Source organism: Gordonia sp. UBA7599, assembly GCA_002477755.1.
In the GTDB taxonomy this organism is placed as follows: domain Bacteria; phylum Actinomycetota; class Actinomycetes; order Mycobacteriales; family Mycobacteriaceae; genus Gordonia.
Genome location: DLKD01000069.1, coordinates 525 through 20165 on the forward strand (window position 1 = coordinate 525; position 19641 = coordinate 20165).

The following is a 19641-nucleotide window of genomic DNA, read 5'->3' on the forward strand; positions in this document are numbered from 1 at the left end:
GCTCGTTCGGCGGGCGGCAGCGCCGCCTCGGTCAGGGCCGTCAGCAACTCTCGGTTGCCGTCGAGGAGCCGCGACACCTCCAGCAACTCATCGCCGGTGGTGTCGCCGGCCTGTGCCGACCCGGTGGCCGACTCCAGTACGGCGCGCGCCTCGGCGAGGGCCTCGCGTGACGATGCTGCGTACATCTACCTCTTCGTTCCTGTTCTCGATTGCCGACCGGCCGATTCCCCGGCAGGGCGCCTTCCGGCTATTTGACGGGGTCGATCTCGGCGAGGAATCGGTCAACGGTGGCCGACTGCTTCGCGGGGTCGCCCAGCGACTGCCCGACCAGCTTCTCGGCCAGGTCGATCGACATCTTGCCGACGTCGCTGCGCAGCTCGGAGACAACCTGCTGTCGAGATGCCTCGAGCTGCTGGTTGCCGGCTGCGACGATCCGATCGCTCTCCGCCTGCGCGGTCGCGGTCGCATCGGCAATGATCTGCTGACCCTGCGCACGAGCCTCGTCGCGGATGGCCGCGCCCTCTTCGCGGGCACCGGCCAGCTTCTCGCGGTAGGCCGCGAGCTCGGCGTCGGCCTGTGCCTGCGTCGCCTCGGCGCGCTCGATACCGCCCTCGATCGCCTCGCGTCGCTCGTCGAGCACCTGCTGGTAGCGGGGGACGACGTACTTCCAGAAGACGAAGAAGACGAAGGCGAACGCGACCAGCGACCAGACGATGTCGTAGGTGTGCGGGAGGAGCGGGTTGTGCTTCTCCCCGCCCTCGGCTGCCAGGAGCAGCGTCAGTTCGGTTGCGTTAGTCATGTCGGATCGTCGATCAGAAGATGAAGCCGGCGACGATACCGATCAGCGCCAAGGCTTCCGACAGCGCGATGCCGAGGAACATGGTGGTGCGGATCTGGCCGGACAGCTCGGGCTGGCGGGCGATGCCCTCGATGGCCTTGCCGGCCACGATGCCCACGCCGATGCCCGGGCCGATGGCGGCGAGGCCGTAGCCGATGGCACCGAAACCGGTTCCCTTGATCTCGTTGGCCTCGGCGAGGGTCTGGGCGATGTAGCTCATCTTGCTATTCCCTTTCTAAATGGCTCCCCATCCGGATGGATGAGTAGTCAGGTTCTGTTGTTGTTGTCGATGGTCGGTGGTCAGTGTGCGTCTGCGTGGATCGACTGGTCGATGTAGACCGCGGTCAGCAGGGCGAAGATGTATGCCTGCAGCGCGATCACCAGCAGTTCGAAGAAGGTGAACGCGACGCCGACGAGCAGGGCCGGGAGTCCGAAGACGGCCATCCAATTCTTCGATTCGAAGAAGAAGAACTGCGTGGCCGAGAAGAACAGGACCAGCATGATGTGGCCGGCGAGCATGTTGGCCATAAGACGGACGGTGAGCGTGAACGGCCGCAGGACGAACGTCGAGATGAACTCGATCGGGATCAACAGGAAGTGGATCGGCAGCGGCACGCCGGGCAGGACCGTCGAGGACTTGATGAATCCGAAGAACCCGAACTTGCGGAACCCGACGGTCAGGTAGGTGAGGTAGGCGGCGCCGGCCATCACCATCGGGAACCCGATGCGCGCGTTCGACGAGATGTTCAGGAACGGGATCACCGAGGTGAGGTTCAGGAAGATCGTCGCGAAGAAGATCGTCGCGATGATCGCGAAGTACTTGCGCCCGTTCTCCTTGCCGAGGATCTCCTCCGCGATCTGGACGCGGACGAAGTCCAGCATGCTCTCGGCGACGTTCTGGATGCCCCGCGGGATGATCTTCGGACTGCGCATGGCGACCATGAAAAAGACGCCCAGCAGGAACACGACGCCCAGGCGGATGATCATCAACCTGTCGAGGGCGAACCACGTGTCTTCGAACAGCACCTGCGGGGGAAAGAAATCGTCCAGCGTCGGCGCTTGGAATTCAGCGGACTCGGCCAAGAAGACGGTGTTCAGCGTTCTCTCCCGTGCTCGGGCCCCGCGCTCGCGGCTGCGGGTGCGGGTTCGATCGGACAATCCCGCAGATGCGGGAAACAGACAGGTATGGCGCTTCCGCATGCTATCGGCATTCGGGGCGCGGCCAGTCCTGTTTGGTGTGATCAGAACCCTATCAAGTCCGGATCATCAACCCGATCACCGGGGTCTGATTTGTCCCGGCGACCATCTACGACACAGTGTAGTAGCCATTCCGGGGAGGAGCCAATCGGTACGACGGCTGCACGGCGTGGCTCGGGGCTACTCCCCCGCCACCTCGTCGACGTAGGGCACGCGCGTGCGCAGCACTCCGTAGAACTCCGCGCCCAGCACGATCACGATCGCGCCGATGAGCATGCTCACCAGGGCGCCCCGATCGTAGAAATCCATGTTCTTGACGATCCCCATCACCACGATGACGGCGACCATCTTCAGGAACCAGGAGCCCATGATGATGTACAGCGAGGTCGTCGGCTCCAGGTGCGCCGTGGCCAGCACCACGATGATCGTGACCAGGATGAATCCGCCGCCGACGGCAGCGCCGACCACCACTCCCCACAGGCCCCGGGTCCCTGCCAGCGGCACCCAGACGGCCAGGCCGAGCAGGGTGAGCGCCACCAGGCCGACCGAGCCGTAGCGCAGCCCGGCCTTCAGCGCGCCCAGCGGGTCGGTCGTCGCGCGCAGGATGTCGGGGGTGTCGTCAGCCATGGCTGACAGGCTAGCGCCCGCGCGGCGGGCACAGCCAATCCCGCCGTCGAGTCAGCTGCGGAAGGCCCGGGCGATGCGCGGTGAGAATGTGAATGCGAGCGCCACCACGACGCCGACGAGGAACACCGGCCCGACGACCCGCAGCGGTGCGACCGTGCTCGCCGACACCGACAGCGCCAGCACACCGACCCACAGGTAGATCAGCAGCGCGACGCGCGACTGCGAGTGTCCGAGTTCGAGCAGCCGGTGGTGCAGGTGCATCTTGTCGGGCGTGTAGAAACCGACTCCGGCCCTCGTCCGCCGCACGACCGCCATCAGCATGTCGAGCATCGGGATGAACATGATCGCCGCGACGAGGATGAGCGGTGAGAGCAGGGTGAAGACGTCGGCGGTGCCGTAGGCGTTGGGCGAGATGCGACCCGACGCGCTCGTCGACGCCGCGGCGAGCATCAGGCCGATCAGCATCGCGCCCGAATCGCCCATGAAGATCCGCGCCGGGCTGAAGTTGTGGGGCAGGAAGCCCAGGCAGGCGCCGGCCAGCGCGACGGTGATCAGCGCGGGCGGGTAGTAGCTGGAGTCGCCGCCGAGTTCGCGGAGCTGCCCGAGGGAGAACAGGCAGATCGCCAGGGCGGCGATCAGCCCCAGCCCCGCGGCGAGGCCGTCGAGGCCGTCGATGAAGTTGACGGCATTGATGGTCGCGACGGTGATCACGACGGTCAGCAGCCCGGCCTGTAGCGGGTCGAGTGACAGCGTCCCGATGTTGCCGACCGGGACGTTGAAGACGTTCCAGCTCACGCCCATGATCACGAGCACCCCGGCCGCGGTCAGCTGGCCCACGAACTTGGTCAGCGCGTCGAGGCCCCACCGGTCGTCGATGACACCGACCAGCACGATCACCAACCCGGCGGTGATCACCGCCATCATGTCCGGGGAGTACGCGAACCCCCGGTTGAGCGCGGGCAACTGGGCCGCCAGCGCAATCGCCGAGACGAGGCCGATGAACATGCCGACCCCGCCCAGCCGAGGCGTCGGGATCACGTGTACGTCGCGGGCGCGGGGCACCGCGACGGCGCCGACGCGGATCGCGAACACTCGGACCAGCGAGGTCAGCAGGTATGTCACGGCCGCGGCAGTGGCCCCGACCAGCACGAGCTCCCGCAGCGGGACGCCGGCCCCCGGGGAACCGATCCCCGACGGCACCGCCAACTGCTCGATCACCTCGCCGCACCCGCCAGCACGTCGAGGATCCGCGCGGCCAGCACGGCCATGTCCGACACCGTCTGTCCGGCCGAGGTCACCGTCGGAGTGCCCACCCGGAACGCCGAGCCCAGCGCCACCGGGGCCGGATCGAACGGCAGAACCGCTTTGTCGACGACGATGCCCGCGGCACCGAGCGCATCGGCGGCGGCGCGCCCGGTCAGCCCCAACTCGGTCACGTCGATGACGGCCAGATGGTTATCGGTACCTCCGGAGACCACCCGCAGTCCGCCGTCGACGAGGGCGCTGGCCAGTGCCGCGGCGTTCTCGACGACACGGCGCGCGTAGTCGCGGTACTCGGAGGTGGCCGATTCGGCGAACGCCACGGCCTTTGCCGCGATCGCCGCCATGTTGGGCCCGCCCTGTACGAAGGGGTAGACCGCCCGGCGCAGCGCGTCGGCGTGCTCGGCGCGCCCAAGGATGACCCCGCCGCGCGGTCCACGCATGATCTTCTGGGTGGAGACGGTGACGACGTCGGCGTACTCGACCGGCGACGGTCCGATGCCGGCGATGGCGAGCCCGGCGATGTGGGCCGCGTCGACCCACAGGATGCAGCCCGCCTCGTCGGCGATCGAACGCATCGCGGCGAAGTCGATGTGCCGCGAGTATCCCGAGGCCCCGGCCACCAGGATCCGTGGCTTGTAGAACATCGCCGTGTCGCGCAGCTTGTCGTAGTCGATGCGCTCGTCGGACATGTCCAGCTCGTAGGAGACCGGCGTGAACCACCGCCCGGAGAAGTTTGCACGCGAGCCGTGTGTCTGGTGGCCGCCGTGCCGAAGCGACAGCGCCAGCACCGCGTCGTCGGGCTGGGCAAACGCCGCGTAGACCGCCAAGTTCGCCACGGACCCGGACACCGGCTGGACGTCGGCGTACTCCGCACCGAACAGCTCGCGGGCGCGCGCGACCGCCAGCTCCTCCAGTTCGTCGACCACTTCGCAGCCGCCGTGGTAGCGGTGACCGGGATGTCCCTCGGCATACTTGTCGCCGAACTCCGACCCCAGTGCGGCGCGCACCCCCGGCGTCGACACCGACTCGCTGGCGATCAGCGACACGGTCGTCGCACGGCGGGCCACCTCCGCGTCGACGAGTCCGGCGACGGCGGGATCGGCATCTCGCAACGGTGCGCCGCTCACGATGCACCCCGCAGTTCGGCGACCTCCAGGTCGAGGACCTCACCGATCCGCTCGGCACTGATCGCACCCTCGCGCAGGATCACCGGCACTTCGCCGGTCACGTCCACGATCGTCGAGGCCGTCGCAGCCGCGCACGGGCCGCCGTCGAGGTACACCTCGACGGCGTCGCCGAGCTGGTCCCGGGCCTGCCCCACAGTGGTGGCGGGCGGTTGACCGGACACATTGGCACTGGACACCGCCATCGGACCGACCTCGCGCAGCAGCTCGATCGCGACGGGGTGCAGCGGCATGCGCAGCATGACTGTCCCATCGGTGTCGCCGAGGTCCCACGCCAATGACGGCGCCTGTGTGACGACGATCGAGAGACCACCGGGCCAGAACGCACGGGTGAGCTCACGGGCCGCCAGCGGCACCGACAGCACCAGGCCGTCGATGGTGTTCCAGGAACCGACCAGCACCGGGACCGGCATGGACCGTCCCCGCCCCTTGGCGGCCAGCAGATCCGCGACGGCCTCGGAGTCGAAGGCGTCGCAGCCGAGGCCGTAGAGGGTGTCCGTGGGAAGCACGACCAGCCGCGACGAGCGCGCCGCCGCGACCGCGGCACGCATGCCCGCCGAGCGCGTCTGCGGGTCGGTGCAGTCGTAGACGGTGCTCACCGCTTCATCCTTGCACAGCGGTGGTGAATCGCTGCGCTCCGGCGAGGTCGTCATGGGGCTCGATCGCAGCGAACCCCGCCGCGTCCATCGCGGCGGCGACGGCCGGGCCGGTGGCGTCGTCGTGCTCGACGCCCAAAGCGGTGCCCGGCCGTCCCAGTGCCCGCACGGATTGGAGCATCGGCGTGATCACCGCCATGCCGTCGGCGCCGGCGAATACCGCCCGGTGCGGATCGGCGGCGACCTCCGGCGAAATCGGCGTCGGGGTGCCGTCGGTGAGTTCGGGAACGTACGGCGGGTTGGCCACGACGAGGTCCAGGGCCGCGTCCACCGGCCAACCGGTCGGACCCGCCTGCGCGGCAATCGCCGCCGCCAACCCGCCCGGATCGGTGACATCGGCGGCGACGACGGCCACCCGCGTGGCCACCGGCACGGGCTGAGCGGCGGCGTTGCGCCGCAACCAGGTGCGGGCATCGTCGAACAGTTCGACGGCAAGCACGCGGACATCGGGGCGCGCGGTGGCCAAACCGAGGGCCAACGCACCCGACCCGGAACACAGATCGGCGACGAGCGCGCCACGGGGCGCGGTGGCCACAGCCCACTGCAGGAGCAGCTCGGTCTCGGGCCGCGGGACGAACACTCCGGGACCGACCCGCAGGTCGATCGCGGCAGTGTCGGCACCGAACCCGACCCGGCCCAGGATGTGTTGCAGCGGTTCACGGGCGGCGCGGCGCGCCACGTCGTCGCGAAACCGGCGCAGCGCCGTCTCATCGACCTCGTCGACGAGGATCAGCCGACCGACGTCGACGCGCAGCGCGTGCGCGAGCAGCCATCGGGCGTCGGGCTGCGGTGAGTCCACCCCGGCCGCGGTCAGCGCCTCGACCGCGTCGGCGAGCACACGCGCTGTTCTCACTCGGCGGCCAGTCGTGCCTGCTTGTCAGCCTCGACCAGGGCGTCGAGAAGCGAGTCCATATCGCCGCCGAGCACAGCGTCGAGGTTGTTCGCCTTGTAGCCGATGCGGTGATCGGCGATCCGGTTCTCCGGGAAGTTGTACGTGCGGATCCGCTCAGAGCGGTCCACGGTGCGGATCTGCGCGGCGCGCCCCTCCGACGCCGCCGCCGCGGCCTCCTCCTCGGCCAGGGCCTGCAGACGTGCCGCGAGGACGGCCATCGCCCGGGCCTTGTTCTGCAATTGCGACCGCTCGTTCTGGCACGTCACGACGATCCCCGTCGGCAGGTGGGTCAGGCGCACCGCCGAGTCGGTGGTGTTGACGCCCTGGCCGCCCTTGCCGGAGCTGCGGTACACATCGACGCGCAGATCGGAGTCGTCGATGACGACCTCGGCGACTTCGTCGGGCTCGGGGTAGATCAGCACCCCGGCCGCCGAGGTGTGGATCCGGCCCTGCGACTCGGTCACCGGGACGCGCTGCACGCGGTGCACGCCACCCTCGAACTTCAGCCGGGACCAGACACCGTCGCGGGTCGCCTGCGGCGCACGGATCGACAACGTCGCCTCTTTGTAGCCGCCCAGGTCGGACTCGGTGATCCCGAGGACCTGCGCCTTCCAACCGTGACGCTCGCAGTACTTGAGATACATCCGGACGAGGTCGGCGGCGAACAATGCCGATTCTTCGCCGCCGGCGCCGGGCCGCACCTCGAGCACCACGTCGTCGGCGTCGTGCGGGTCGCGCGGGGCCAGCAGGTCGGTGAGCGCGGCGTCGAGGGTCTCGACTTGCTGTGCCAGGACAGGCACTTCCTCGGCGAACGAGGCGTCATCGGCGGCCAACTCGGTCGCCGCGGCCAGGTCGTCGCGCGCGGCCGCGAGCTTGGTGTAGGTCGACATCACCGGGCCCAGCTCGGCGAAGCGCTTGGCGACGCGCCGCGCGGTGGCGGCGTCGTCGTGCAGCGCGGGATCCGACAGCTGCTCCTGTAGACCCGCGTATTCGGCGAGAATGTCGTCGATCGCCGACGGTTGCTCGGTTGCCATCGCCTGCCTCCTGTTCTGTCTGCCCTGCACAAACACCACGGCGCCCGTGCGTGCGATCAAGTCGCACGCCGGGCGCCGTGACGGAAGCTAGCTGTCGGCGGTGGCCTTCTTCTCGCGCTTGCCGTAGCGCTTCTCGAAGCGCGCGACGCGGCCGCCGGTGTCGAGAATCTTCTGCTTGCCCGTGTAGAACGGGTGGCACTGCGAGCAGACTTCGACGTTGATCCGGCCGTCTTTCTTGGTGCTGCGGGTCTCGAACGTGTTGCCGCAACCACACACGACGGTGGTGGCCACGTACTCCGGGTGGATGTCCTTCTTCATGGTGTCCCTTTCGTGGTCGCCGGGTCACCCGCGCGGATTGCCTCGGGTGTGAACCGGAACCGGACTTGATTCGACGCTCCATTGTGCCACGACCGGGCCACCGGCCCGAAATCGTGGCTGCCGCCGCCTGCCCCCGACCTGGTAGTTAGGGACACCTTTTTAAAGTTAGCATTGGCTAAGCTACGCTGTTTTCAGTGTCGCTCCACCGTCGTAGCGCTACCGGTGTCAGAGATATTCCCGGAGGACGACGGACAGGAGACGGGGTTGCGATCCACACCACACCCACCGGCAACGTTGTGGGATCCGACTGATGAGAAGAGCAGCTGTGGCGTCGGGTTCATCACCCGCAAGGACGGCGTCCAGCGCCACGAGGTGATCACCATGGCCGCGCAAGCGCTGTGCTCGGTCCCCCATCGCGGCGGCATCTCCGCCGAGGGGGTCGGCGACGGTGGCGGCGTGTGCATCGACCTCTCGGCAGCGTTCTTCCGCAAGGTGACCGGCCTGCCCGACCTGCGCTTAGGCCGGTTCTGCGTCGGGAATTTCTTCCTGCCTTCCGATCCGGCTGGCGCATCCCGCGCCGCACGGTTGATCGAATCGACGATGACCGACCGCGGGTTCGCCATCCTCGCGGTCCGCGACGTACCCGTCGACGACAGCGTGCTGCTCCCCGCCGCAGTCGCCTACCAACTACCGATCCGCCAATGGGTCTTCGCCGCCCCCGAGGTGTGCCCGGAGCCAGCCGGACTCGACCTGCTCGTCCAGCAGGCCCTCCTGCACATCGAGGCCATCGGCTACACCAACCCGAAACTTGCGGGCCTCTACCCGCTGTCGCTGTCGGCGCGCACCCAGGTCCTCAAGGGCCGGCTCTCCTCCCCCGAGGTCATCGGGTACTTCAGTGACCTCGCCGACCCCGACCACGCGGTCCACACCATCTATTTCCACACGCGGTTCTCGACCAACACCGACCCGCACCCGACGATGGCCCAGCCGTTCCGGTACCTCGCACACAACGGCGAGCTCAACACCGACAAGAAGAACCGCATCGCCCAGGTGACCGCGGCCGCCGCCGCGCGCCGCACCATCGTGCGCCCGCCCGGACAGTCCGACAGCTCTCGGCTGGACCAGACTGTCGCGACGCGTGTCACCGAGGACCACCTGGACCTGGTCACCGCGATCGTCTCGATGATGCCGCCGGCGTGGGAGAACGACACCACCCTCTCCCCCGCCGTCCGGGCCATGTTCGAGTACTTCTCCCTGTACGAGGAGAAGAACGACGGACCGGCCGCAGTCGTGTTCGGCGACGGCCAGGTCATCGGCGCCCGGCTGGACCGCTTGGGGTTACGACCGTTGCGCACCGTCGAGACGGCCGACTACCTGTGCGTGTTCTCCGAGGCCGGTCAGATCGACTTCGACCCGGCCCGCGTCATCGCGCGCGGCCGAGTGTCCGCGGGCGGGATGGTCTACTACGACCACCGCGAGCACCGCACCTACCGGACCGAGGAGGTGTACCAGAAGCTCGCGGCGCAGGCCGACTACCCGGCGCTGTTGGCCGCCGCCAAGGTCGACCTGGCTGACCTCCCGGTCGCCGACCCCTCCGCCGACTGCTCCGACGACGATCCCGCCGCGTCCGTGTTGAACGACCATCAGCGGTATCGCGCGTACTTCCTCGACCAGGAGAGCTTCCGCTACTTCATGGACCCGATGCTCGACTCCGGCGGCGAGCTGGTGTCAGCGATGGGGTTCGGGTTGGCGGTCAACGCACTGACCAACCGCGAGGCCAGCGTCGCCCGCTTCTTCTCCCAGCGCTTCGCGCAAGTGACGAACCCACCACTGGACAGCATCCGCGAGGCCGACGGCATGTCCCTGCGGGTGGCACTCGGGATTCGGCCGCAGGTCTTCGCGTCGGCCCGTGAGCGCGGCGGCACGACCCCCGCGGTGACGACGCAGATCGTGCTCCCCACCCCGGTTCTGACCGAGGCCGACCTGGCCATTCTGCGTGCGCAGACGACGGTGCCCACATCAACGCTGCACGCCGTGCGACCAGCCGCCTCGCGCGGCCGGGCGGCACTCGCCGCCGCAATCGACACGCTCGGCGACGAGGTCGTCGCGTTCGCCCGGCACACCGGTGGCATCGCGATCCTGTCCGACCGGACCATCAGCACCACCGCCGCCGCCGTTCCGATGGCGCTTGCGGTCCCGGCAATCAACCAGCGGTTGATCGAGGCGGGCCTGCGCCTGCGCGTGTCGCTGGTCGTCGACAGCGGCCAAGTCGAATCAAGTCACCATCTCGCGGTGCTCCTGGGCTTCGGCGCGTCGGCGGTACACCCGCACTCGGTGGCGCGGCGGGCACGCCAGCGCTTCGCCGACGATCCCACCGCCGCTTTCGCGCGGTGGCGCAAGGCCGCAGAGAAGTCGCTCATGAAGACGATGGGCCGTGTCGGCCTGTGCACCGTCGAGAGCTACATCGGCGGCGAGTTCTTCGAGCCGAACCTCCTCGACACCGCCGACGACGACCTGGCCCGCTGGTTCCCGAACCTGCGCTCGCCCGCGGGCGGCGCCGGGCTCGCGCCGATCGCCGAGGCCGTCGACGGCGCCCACGACGCTGCAATCACCACACCGTGCGAGGCGGACCGCGACCTGCCGTTGCTCGGCCTGTTCAAGGAACGCGGCGACGGCGCCGGCCACTCCTTCGGGGTCGCGGCCGTACGCCACTGGGAGGCGCTGACCGACGAGGCGCCCGCTTACGCCACCGCCGCCGACGTCTCACCCGTCGCCGACGCGGCCGGTGCCGACGCGGCGCTGCCGGTGCTCACCCTCGCCGAACTGGCCGACGCCTTCGGGCTCGGCGCCGACGCATACGACGACAGCAGCTTCGCGCCGTTGACGCCCGAACAGATCGACGCGTTCACCATCACCGGCGCGTACCGGGAGCTCGTCGCGGGTCTGAACGCCGAGCGCGCCGAACGGCCCAGTGCCATCCGCGACATCCTGGCCGTGTCTCCCGCCGCAGCACCCCTGCCATTGACACGAGTGTCGCCCGCACACGAGATCACCCGCACCTTCGCCTCCGGCGCGATGAGCCACGGCGCCCTCGTCGCGCCCGCCCACGAAGCAGTGGCCCACGGGACGAACATGGTCGGCGGCCTGTCCAACAGCGGTGAGGGCGGTGAACACTTCTCCCGCTACGGCACGATCCGGGCCTCGCGCATCAAGCAGTTCGCCTCTGGCCGGTTCGGTATCTGGGCCGGCTATCTCGCCGACCCGGAGCTCACGGAACTCGAGATCAAGATCGGGCAGGGCGCCAAGCCCGGCGAGGGCGGGCAGCTGCCCGCCCCCAAGGTGACCGTCGAGATCGCCGCCGCCCGCGGCGGCACCCCCGGCGTCGAACTGGTGTCGCCGCCACCGCACCACGACACCTACTCCATCGAGGACCTCGCGCAATTGATCCACGACTGCAAGGCGGCGCGGGTCCGCGTCATCGTGAAGCTCGTGTCGTCGGAGGGTATCGGCACGATCGCCGTCGGGGTCGCCAAGGCCGGCGCCGACGTCATCAACGTCGCGGGCAACACCGGCGGTACTGGCGCTGCGGCCGTGTCCAGCCTGCGCTATGCCGGGCGCGCGGCCGAGATCGGCTTGGCCGAGGTCCACCAGGCGCTGTGTGCCAACGGGTTGCGCCAAAAAGTCGTCCTACGCGCCTCCGGCGCCCACCAGACCGGGCGCGACGTCCTCGTCTCCGCGCTGCTGGGGGCCGACAGCTTCGAGTTCGGTACCGCCGCCTTGATGTCGATCGGCTGCGTGATGGCCAAGAACTGCAACGTGAAGTGCCCGGCCGGGTTGACCACCAATCCGGAGATGTTCGAAGGCGATCCGCGCGCTATGGCGCAATACCTGTTGAACGTCGCCGCCGAAGTCCGCGAGATCCTCGCTGCCAACGGATTGGCCTCACTCAGGGCGGCGCGCGGCCGCGCCGATCTGCTGGCCGTCGTCGACCACCCCGCGACCGTCGGAGCGATCCGGCCCGACGCACTGCTGGCCGTCGTCGAGGAGAAGGTCATCGCCAACCCGGTCTACGCCGAGCGCGACTACGCCATTGATGACGCGCTGGCACAGCGGGTCCGCACCGCGTTGCTGGCCGATGCGCGGTCCCACGTCACCACTGCACGTCTGCACCTGTGCAACCGCAACAAGAGCGTCGGCGCACAGCTGGCGATCGACATCGAGCGCATGCTCAATTGGGAGCTCGACCCGGTCACGGCCGACGCGCTGGGCCCGGTCCTGCGCGACGACCGCGGCCGCCGCTATCTGTCCCCGGACACCGTGCGGATCCCGACGACCGGCTCGGCCGGACAGTCCTACGCCGCGTTCTGCAACGACGGCATGCATATGGTCCACACCGGTACCTGCAACGACGGCGTCGGCAAATCGATGTCGGGCGGCACGGTCGTCGTCCGCTCCCCCGGCGGCGGCTCGTCGGCCGCCGGCGACAACGTCCTGATTGGCAACTTCGCGCTCTTCGGAGCCACCGGCGGCCGGTTGTTCGTCGAGGGCGAGGCCGGGGACCGCTTCGCCGTCCGCAACTCGGGAGCCACCGCGGTGATCGAGGGACTCGGCGAGTACGGCTGCGAGTACATGACCAACGGCGCCGTCCTCAACCTCGGCGGCTACGGCAACGGCCTGGCCAACGGGATGAGCGGCGGCTTCCTCTACCAGTACGACCCGGCCTGCACCATCGATGCGCGGATCAGCTCGGACTCGGTGGTCGTCGGTGCCATCACCGGCGTCGACGACCCCTTCGCCCCGCTGCACCACGCCGCGGCGCGGATGATGCTGGAGTGGCACGCCGAGGCGACCGGTTCGGCGTTGGCGACCCGCCTGCTGCAGAACTGGGAGACCGAGCGCCACTACATCGTCTACGCGATGCCGCGCGCCCTGCTCGCCCACCAGGACTCGGCGACGATCATGGCCTCACTGGACCGCCGAGCGCTCCTGGACGAGTTGAGCCAGGCCATTGCCGGAGAGCAAGTCCGCTCCCTCAAGCGCAGTCTCCGCACCAAAAAGCCGGTAAACGGTGGCGCGGTGCCGGCCTTCGGTCGCACCGACGACGAGACCGCGTTCCGCCTGCTCGGCGCACTCACCGTCTTCGAGTTGGCCCGCGAGGTCGCCGCCGTCGCGTTGAAGCGGGCGCGCCACGGCACCGGATTGCCGACCGGCGACCGCGCACTGACCCGGGCCGCCCGCAACCTCGTGCTGACCGAGGATTTCCACCTGGTCGCCCGGGTGGCCCGCTACGCGCGCGACATCCTCGCCGACTACTCCGCCGAGGCGCTCGCCGCCCTTATCGGCGCCAAGCGCGTCGCGGACTACAAGGCGGCATTGGAACTGCGCAACGTCGCGTCGATGGACGCACCAGCCACCTACGGCTGGCTGTTGTACCAGGACGCACGCAACCGAGATCTGCTCGGCGGTCTGCCGAGTTTCGATGAGCTCTTCGCCTCCCGGGCCGTGCCCGGTGTCGCCGAATCGCTCATCGCCCGGGGCTTTGGCGCCATCCCCGACACGAATACCCTGGACGTACCCGTCCCCCCTGGCGCCATAGCGGAAATCGTCACGAGATCAAAGGCCGGATAGACCGATGGAATTGCCCCACATCCCCTCCGACGTGCCGTTCACCGGCGAGCAGAAGGCCTGGCTGGCCGGATTCCTCGCCGGGTTGAACACGCGCATAGCCATGCCTGCCGGGCTGGCCCCCGCGACCACGGCACCGGCTGCCCCGCAGGCTGCCGAGCAGCCCGAGGCCGATGCACCCCCGGCGGGTCCGGGAAAGCTCCTCATCCTCTACGGCACCCAGACGGGCAATGCAGAGTGGATCGCCGACCAGGCCAAGGACAAGGCCGCCGAACTCGGTTTCGACGTCACTCTGACCGACATGGGCGAGGCGACCACCGACCTGTTGACCGCCGCGCAGAACCTGCTCGTCGTCGTCTCCACCTACGGCGAGGGCGAGATGCCCGACGACGCCGAGGACTTCTGGCTCGAGGTCGCCGGCGACTCCGCACCCCGCCTCGAGGACTTGCGGTACGCGGTGTGCGGACTGGGCGACTCGATCTACGACGGCTTCTGCCAGGCGGCCAAGAACTTCGACGGCCGCCTCCACGAACTAGGCGCGACGCGGGTCGTCGAGCGGGTCGAGTGCGACGTCGACTTCCAGAAGCCCGCCGATGACTGGATCCCCGGCGCACTCGAGGCGCTGACCACCTCGCCCGCCTCCCCGGCGGTCGCCGAGACCGCCGTCGACGAGATCGCCGCCGAACCCGTGGTCATCGACGAACCCGTGGTCATCGACGAGCCGCTAGTCGCCGAAGAACCGGTCATCGCCGAACCCGTCGTCGAACCCGTGCCGGCGGTCGAGCCGAAGCCGGAGAAGGCGGTCGCGTGGGGCCGCAAGAACCCCTACCCGGCCACCGTCGTCGCCAACACCGTCCTGTCCGGCCCGACGTCGGCCAAAGAGGTGCGCCACTGCGTGATCTCCCTCGGCGACAGCGGGATCGCCTATGAGCCCGGCGACGGGCTCTCGATCCAGCCCATCAACGACACGGTGTTGGTGGATCGCGTGCTGGCGCGCCTCGGTGCGACCGGCGAGGAGATGATCACCGACCGGAAGACCCAACGCACCCTGCGCGACGCGCTCACCCACCACTACGAGATAGCCATGCCGTCGAAGTACCTGGTCGACTACGTCGCGGCCCGCACCGGCGACGCCGAGTTGACCCACCTCGCGGCGACCGGGGACCACGAATCCCTCGATGCCTGGCTGTGGGGGCGCGACGTGCTCGACGTCCTCGACGTCGACCCGTCGCTGACGATCACACCCGAGGAGCTCCTCGGGGAGCTGCGGCCGTTGGCCCACCGGGTGTACTCGATCTCCTCGTCGCCGAACACCCATGCGGGAACCGTCCATATCACGATGGCCGTGGTCCGCTACCGTGCCTTCGACCGCGACCGCGGCGGCGTGTGTTCCACCTACCTCGCCGACCGGGTCGACGACGGGACCAAGGTTTCGGTGTTCATCACGCCCAACCGGTCCTTCCGTCTCCCCGACGACGACGCGCCGGTCATCATGATCGGACCTGGCACCGGTGTGGCACCGTTCCGGAGCTTCCTGCACGAGCGGGCCCACCGCGGCGCGACCGGCGACAACTGGCTGTTCTTCGGTGACCAGCACCGCGAATCGGACTATGCCTACGCCGACGAGCTCGAGCAGTTCCAAACCGACGGACTGCTGACACGCCTGGACCTCGCGTTCTCACGCGACCAGGCGCACAAGGTTTACGTCCAGGACCGGATGCGCGAACAGGGCGCGGCGCTGTACGAATGGCTGCAGCGGGGCGCGTACGTCTACGTGTGCGGCGACGCCACGCGGATGGCGCACGACGTGAATACCGCCCTGCTGGAGATCATCGCCAAGGAGGGCGGCCTCGACGACGCCGCGGCCACGCACTACCTCGAGGAACTCAAGAGCAACAAGCGCTACCTGCGGGACGTGTACTGAGATGACCGAGCGCAATCCCAACCCCACCGCCGGCGACGACCGCTGCCCGTGCCGCCGATGCCCGCGCAACCGCCGCGGTGTCAGCGATCTCGAAGCCTTCCTACGCGCCCCCGGGTTCTCCGGATCGGTCGTGGACGGCCCGATCGACACGGTCATGGCCGCACTGCCCCAGCTCGCCAACGTCGTCGGTGTCACCGCGGCCGGACCCGTCATCACCAATGACGTCGGGACCCACCACCCTCCCGAAACCATCGACGGGCCACTGCGCAGCGTCGGCGACGGACTGGTCCTGCGGATCAACCCGGCCGCACTGGGCACCGTCCTAGTGACCGATCCATCCGCGTCGGCCCCGCCGACTGTCCGGGTCTTCGACACCGAGGGCAACTCGGTGCACGTCACCTACCTCATCGAGGGTTCGGACCGGCTGGCGTTCGAGTCGCTGAGCCTCTCGCGCTCGGCGGACGTGGACATCCTCGACGACCTGGCCCTACAGCGCCAGCAGGCGCAGCCGACCGCCGCACCGGAGCCCACACCGGAGTTCGCCGACGATCAGATCGGCCTGATCGACTCGATCCTCGTCGACGGCGGTGTCGCACGCGGCGCCGCGCTCGCCGCGACGGCCCGATCAGGGTTTTCACGCGTATCGGCGCGGCGGGTGATCGACGCACTCTCGTACGCGTCCACGATCGCCTTGCCGATGACGACCGCCACGGCCGCGCCCGGGTGCCTGCAGATCCACCACGACGTCCTCACCGGGGCGCGCGAACATCACGGCTCGATGGTGATCGCCTCGGATGCGGCACGCACGATGATCAACTTCAACTCGGTCGCACAATGCTGGGTGACCACGGTCGACGGCGCATGGGGGCCGACGAGTGCGATCGAGGTCTACGACCGGCACGGACGGTGCAGCTTCGTGGCATCGCAGACGGGCCCGGTGAACCGCTGGATCTACGACGCGTGGGAGCAACTGATCGCCGACCTCGTCGACTGATCTTCCGGTGAACCCCGGCCCACTCCGATCGGACCGGCCGGGGATCCGCGACGACTAGTCGTCGTCGTTCATCGCCCCCGGGGTGTTCTTCTGCACCTGCATCAGGAACTCGATGTTGTTCCGGGTCTTCTTCAGCTGGCTGATGAGCAGGTCGATCGCCTGGTGGCTGTCGAGTCCGGAAAGGACGCGGCGCAGCTTGTGCACGATCGAGAACTCCTCCGGGGACAGCAGCAGCTCGTCCTTGCGGGTGCTCGACAGGTTGACATCGACGGCGGGGAAGACACGGCGCTCGGCGATCTTGCGGTCGAGCTTGAGCTCGGCGTTGCCGGTGCCCTTGAACTCCTCGAAGATCACGGTGTCACCGGTGGACCCGGTCTCGACCAGAGCCGAGGCGATGATCGTCAGCGAGCCGCCGTTCTCAATGTTGCGGGCCGCGCCGAGGAAGCGCTTCGGCGGGTACAGCGCGGTCGAGTCGACACCACCGGACAGGATGCGGCCCGACGCCGGCGAGGCGTTGTTGTAGGCGCGACCCAGTCGCGTGATCGAGTCGAGCAGAACCACGACGTCCTTACCCTGCTCCACCAGGCGCTTGGCACGCTCGATGGCCAGCTCGGACACGCTGGTGTGGTCTGACGGCGGACGGTCGAAGGTCGAGGCGATGACCTCGCCCTTGACGCTGCGCTGCATGTCGGTGACCTCTTCGGGCCGCTCGTCGACCAGCACGACCATCAGGTGGCACTCGGGATTGTTGGTGGCGATCGCGTTCGCGATGTCCTGCAGGATCGTCGTCTTACCCGCCTTGGGAGGCGAGACGATGAGGGCGCGCTGCCCCTTGCCGATCGGCATGATCAGGTCGATCACGCGGGTGTCGAGGCGCTCGGGAGTGGTCTCCAGGCGCAGACGCTGGTTCGGGTACAGCGGGGTCAGCTTGTTGAAATCCGGGCGCTTGCGCGACGCCTCGGGGTCACCGCCGTTGACGGTGTCCAAACGCACCAGCGGGTTGAACTTCTGGCGGTTGTTGCCCTGGTTGCCGCCGCCGCTCTGCTCCCCCTCGCGCGGAACCTTGACGGCACCGGTGATGGCGTCGCCGCGGCGCAGGCCGTAGCGGCGCACGAGGTTCATCGACACGTAGACGTCGTTGGGTCCGGCCAGGTAGCCCGACGTACGGACGAACGCGTAGTTGTCCAGGACGTCGAGGATGCCCGCGACCGGTGCCACGACATCATCCTCGGACAGCTGCGGCTCGCCGTCGCGGTCACGGCCGCCGCCGCCACGGCGGTTGCGCTCGCGGAAGCGACGGTTGCGGCGATTCCGGCCACCACCTTCACCGTCCTCGTCACGGTTGCGGTTCTGGCCGCCCTGGTTGTCCTTGCCCTGCTCGCCGGAGCCCTGCTCCTTGCCGTCGGACTTCTTGTCCTGGTTGTTCTGGTTGTTCTGGGTGCTCTGTTCGGCCTGCTCGCCACCGTCGCGGTCCCGGTTACGGTTCCGATTGCGGTTGCGGGTGCCCTGGCCGTCACCCTGTTCCTGCCCGTTCACCCGCTCCGCAGCGGCCTCCGGGGCCTGATCGGCCCTGGTCGCGTTGCCGGACTCCTGCGAGTCGTCAGCCGTGGCGGGCGCAGCGGTCGCGCCATTGCCCGTCGGCGCGGACGAGGTCTCGGCGGGTGCCGGCGCCGCGGTGCCGTTGGTCCCGCCGGATGCCGAACCGCCGCCCGACTGGCGCTCCTTGATCGCTCCGATCAGGTCGCCCTTGCGCATGCCCGAGGCGCCCTTGATGCCGAGTTTGCCGGCGAGCGCGCGGAGTTCGGGGAGCACCATGGAAGTCAGGCCGCCCGATGCGGACCCGGCGGGCGCGACGGCCACGGCCGAGGACTCGGCGGGCGTCGTCAGCGCGACAGGTGCAGTGGTGAGATCCGTTTCAGTCACGGAAGTCCTTTCGTTCCCTCGACGCGTTGCAGTGCGCGAAGGTGGGTGAAATCCCTACGCGGGAAAACTGTGGGTCTGCTGGCGGCGGACGTCATACGCCGGTGCCCGGTGTCAAACCGGAAGATCGGGGGGACGTCCGCAATCGGGTATTCACGATCGCTCAGAGACTTTTACATCGTAGCGCGCCGCGCTGACCTGGGCAACAACCCCCCACCCGCGCGCCGATCAGCGAGCATCGACCACCGTCGGGCCGTCGCTGATCGCCGTCTCCACCATCGTGAAGCCCCGATGCTGCGCGGCCGACGCGGGCAGGTCTGCGGTGTGCAACACCAGCACGGTGGGCCCGGCACCGGAGATGGTGGCCGCGTAGCCCGCGGCGCGCAGTTGTGCGACCAGGTCGGCCGAGGGGCGCAGGGCCTGCGCCCGATACCCCTGGTGCAGCCGGTCCTCGGTGGCGGCCAGGAGTAGATCGGGCTCCGACGTGAGCGCGTGGACCGCGACGGCGGTCCGACTGACGTTAAACACGGCGTCGCAGCGCGGAACCGAGTCGGGCAGCAAGCCGCGCGTGTGCGACGTGGCCGACTCGGTGTGCGAGATGAAGGCCGTGGCGCGGATCCGCGGATCCACCTTCAGGCGACGCGCCGAGTACCGCGCCTGCTCCCCTTCACCCTCGGTCCAGGTGACGACGGCGCCACCGAGGACGCTGGCCGCCGCATTGTCCGGGTGGCCTTCGAACTCGCCGGACAGCTGCACCAGCTCGGCGTCGGAAAGCGATTGCGCCCCAAGGTGTTCCGGCGCCATGCCGAGCAACCCCGAGGCAGCGAGGAGCCCAGAGACCACGGCTGCCGCCGACGATCCGACGCCGCGCGAGTGCGGGATCGCGTTGACGCAGTCGATCTGCAGGCCGACGGCTGCCGCACCCGCGTGCGACAACCCGCGGGCGACCGCCCGCGCGACGAGATGCGTGTCGTCGAACGGCACCGAGTCGGCACCTTCGCCGGTCACGCTCAACCGCACGCCCGGCTCATCGATCGTCGTCACGGTCAGGTCGTCGTAAATCCCCAGCGCGAGGCCGAGGCAGTCGAACCCGGGCCCCAGGTTGGCACTGGACGCCGGAACGCGCACGCCGACGCGGAGTCCGGCCGGAAGGAGGGTCGTCATGACAT

The 19641-nt window shown here is 69.0% G+C and carries 15 protein-coding genes and 1 pseudogene; 3 read left to right on the forward strand and 13 right to left on the reverse strand.

Features of this window, described 5'->3' with window-relative positions; all coding sequences use genetic code 11:
• The 11 genes and pseudogenes from B4L26_RS08710 to rpmE all read right to left on the reverse strand — a co-directional run.
• Positions 1-185: pseudogene (locus B4L26_RS08710) on the reverse strand (F0F1 ATP synthase subunit delta); the annotation flags it as partial.
• A 62-nt stretch (positions 186-247) separates the two neighbouring features.
• The gene (locus B4L26_RS08715) at positions 248-799 is read right to left on the reverse strand and encodes a F0F1 ATP synthase subunit B (RefSeq protein ID WP_290718049.1); all 552 of its coding nucleotides are present in this window, start codon (positions 797-799) and stop codon (positions 248-250) included.
• A 13-nt stretch (positions 800-812) separates the two neighbouring features.
• Entirely contained in the window at positions 813-1058 is a 246-nt protein-coding gene (locus tag B4L26_RS08720; protein WP_290718051.1) for an ATP synthase F0 subunit C, read from the reverse strand.
• 80 nt (positions 1059-1138) lie between these two features.
• Positions 1139-1921, reverse strand: coding sequence for a F0F1 ATP synthase subunit A (atpB, locus tag B4L26_RS08725; RefSeq protein ID WP_299488984.1), 783 nt, complete (start codon positions 1919-1921; stop codon positions 1139-1141).
• A gap of 294 nt (positions 1922-2215) precedes the next feature.
• Positions 2216-2662 carry a hypothetical protein gene (locus B4L26_RS08730; RefSeq protein ID WP_290718055.1) on the reverse strand — a complete coding sequence of 149 codons (447 nt, stop codon included), beginning with the start codon at positions 2660-2662 and terminating at the stop codon, positions 2216-2218.
• 51 nt (positions 2663-2713) lie between these two features.
• Positions 2714-3880 carry a glycosyltransferase family 4 protein gene (locus B4L26_RS08735; RefSeq protein WP_409563475.1) on the reverse strand — a complete coding sequence of 389 codons (1167 nt, stop codon included), beginning with the start codon at positions 3878-3880 and terminating at the stop codon, positions 2714-2716.
• A complete protein-coding gene (glyA, locus tag B4L26_RS08740) occupies positions 3877-5052 on the reverse strand; it encodes a serine hydroxymethyltransferase (RefSeq protein ID WP_290718057.1) in 1176 nt (391 codons plus the stop codon). Before glyA ends, B4L26_RS08735 begins: the two co-directional genes overlap by 4 nt.
• Positions 5049-5708 (reverse strand): L-threonylcarbamoyladenylate synthase, encoded by a 660-nt coding sequence (locus tag B4L26_RS08745; protein ID WP_290718059.1) that lies wholly within the window; start codon positions 5706-5708, stop codon positions 5049-5051. Before B4L26_RS08745 ends, glyA begins: the two co-directional genes overlap by 4 nt.
• 4 nt (positions 5709-5712) lie before the next feature.
• Entirely contained in the window at positions 5713-6618 is a 906-nt protein-coding gene (locus B4L26_RS08750) for a N5-glutamine methyltransferase family protein (RefSeq protein WP_290718061.1), read from the reverse strand.
• Positions 6615-7691: a peptide chain release factor 1 gene (gene prfA / locus B4L26_RS08755; RefSeq protein WP_290718063.1), complete on the reverse strand. Its 1077-nt coding sequence runs from the start codon at positions 7689-7691 to the stop codon at positions 6615-6617. The genes B4L26_RS08750 and prfA overlap by 4 nt, the downstream gene beginning before the upstream one ends.
• 87 nt (positions 7692-7778) lie before the next feature.
• Positions 7779-8009, reverse strand: coding sequence for a 50S ribosomal protein L31 (gene rpmE, locus B4L26_RS08760; protein WP_290718065.1), 231 nt, complete (start codon positions 8007-8009; stop codon positions 7779-7781).
• A gap of 264 nt (positions 8010-8273) precedes the next feature.
• Here rpmE and B4L26_RS08765 point away from each other — a divergent pair, with 264 nt between their 5' ends.
• Genes B4L26_RS08765 through B4L26_RS08775 form a run of 3 tightly spaced genes read left to right on the forward strand, consistent with a single transcriptional unit; the run spans position 8274 to position 16552 of the window.
• Positions 8274-13637 (forward strand): glutamate synthase-related protein, encoded by a 5364-nt coding sequence (locus B4L26_RS08765; protein WP_290718068.1) that lies wholly within the window; start codon positions 8274-8276, stop codon positions 13635-13637.
• A gap of 4 nt (positions 13638-13641) precedes the next feature.
• Entirely contained in the window at positions 13642-15558 is a 1917-nt protein-coding gene (locus tag B4L26_RS08770) for a sulfite reductase subunit alpha (RefSeq protein WP_290718070.1), read from the forward strand.
• A 1-nt stretch (position 15559) separates the two neighbouring features.
• Positions 15560-16552, forward strand: coding sequence for a heme transporter (locus tag B4L26_RS08775; RefSeq protein WP_290718072.1), 993 nt, complete (start codon positions 15560-15562; stop codon positions 16550-16552).
• A gap of 54 nt (positions 16553-16606) precedes the next feature.
• Here the strand turns inward: B4L26_RS08775 and rho are convergent, their stop codons facing one another.
• Positions 16607-18475 carry a transcription termination factor Rho gene (gene rho / locus B4L26_RS08780; protein ID WP_290718074.1) on the reverse strand — a complete coding sequence of 623 codons (1869 nt, stop codon included), beginning with the start codon at positions 18473-18475 and terminating at the stop codon, positions 16607-16609.
• Between the two features lie 225 nt (positions 18476-18700).
• On the reverse strand, positions 18701-19636 hold the full coding sequence (gene thrB, locus B4L26_RS08785) for a homoserine kinase (protein WP_290718098.1): 936 nt from the start codon (positions 19634-19636) through the stop codon (positions 18701-18703).
• Between the last annotated feature and the right edge of the window lie 5 nt (positions 19637-19641).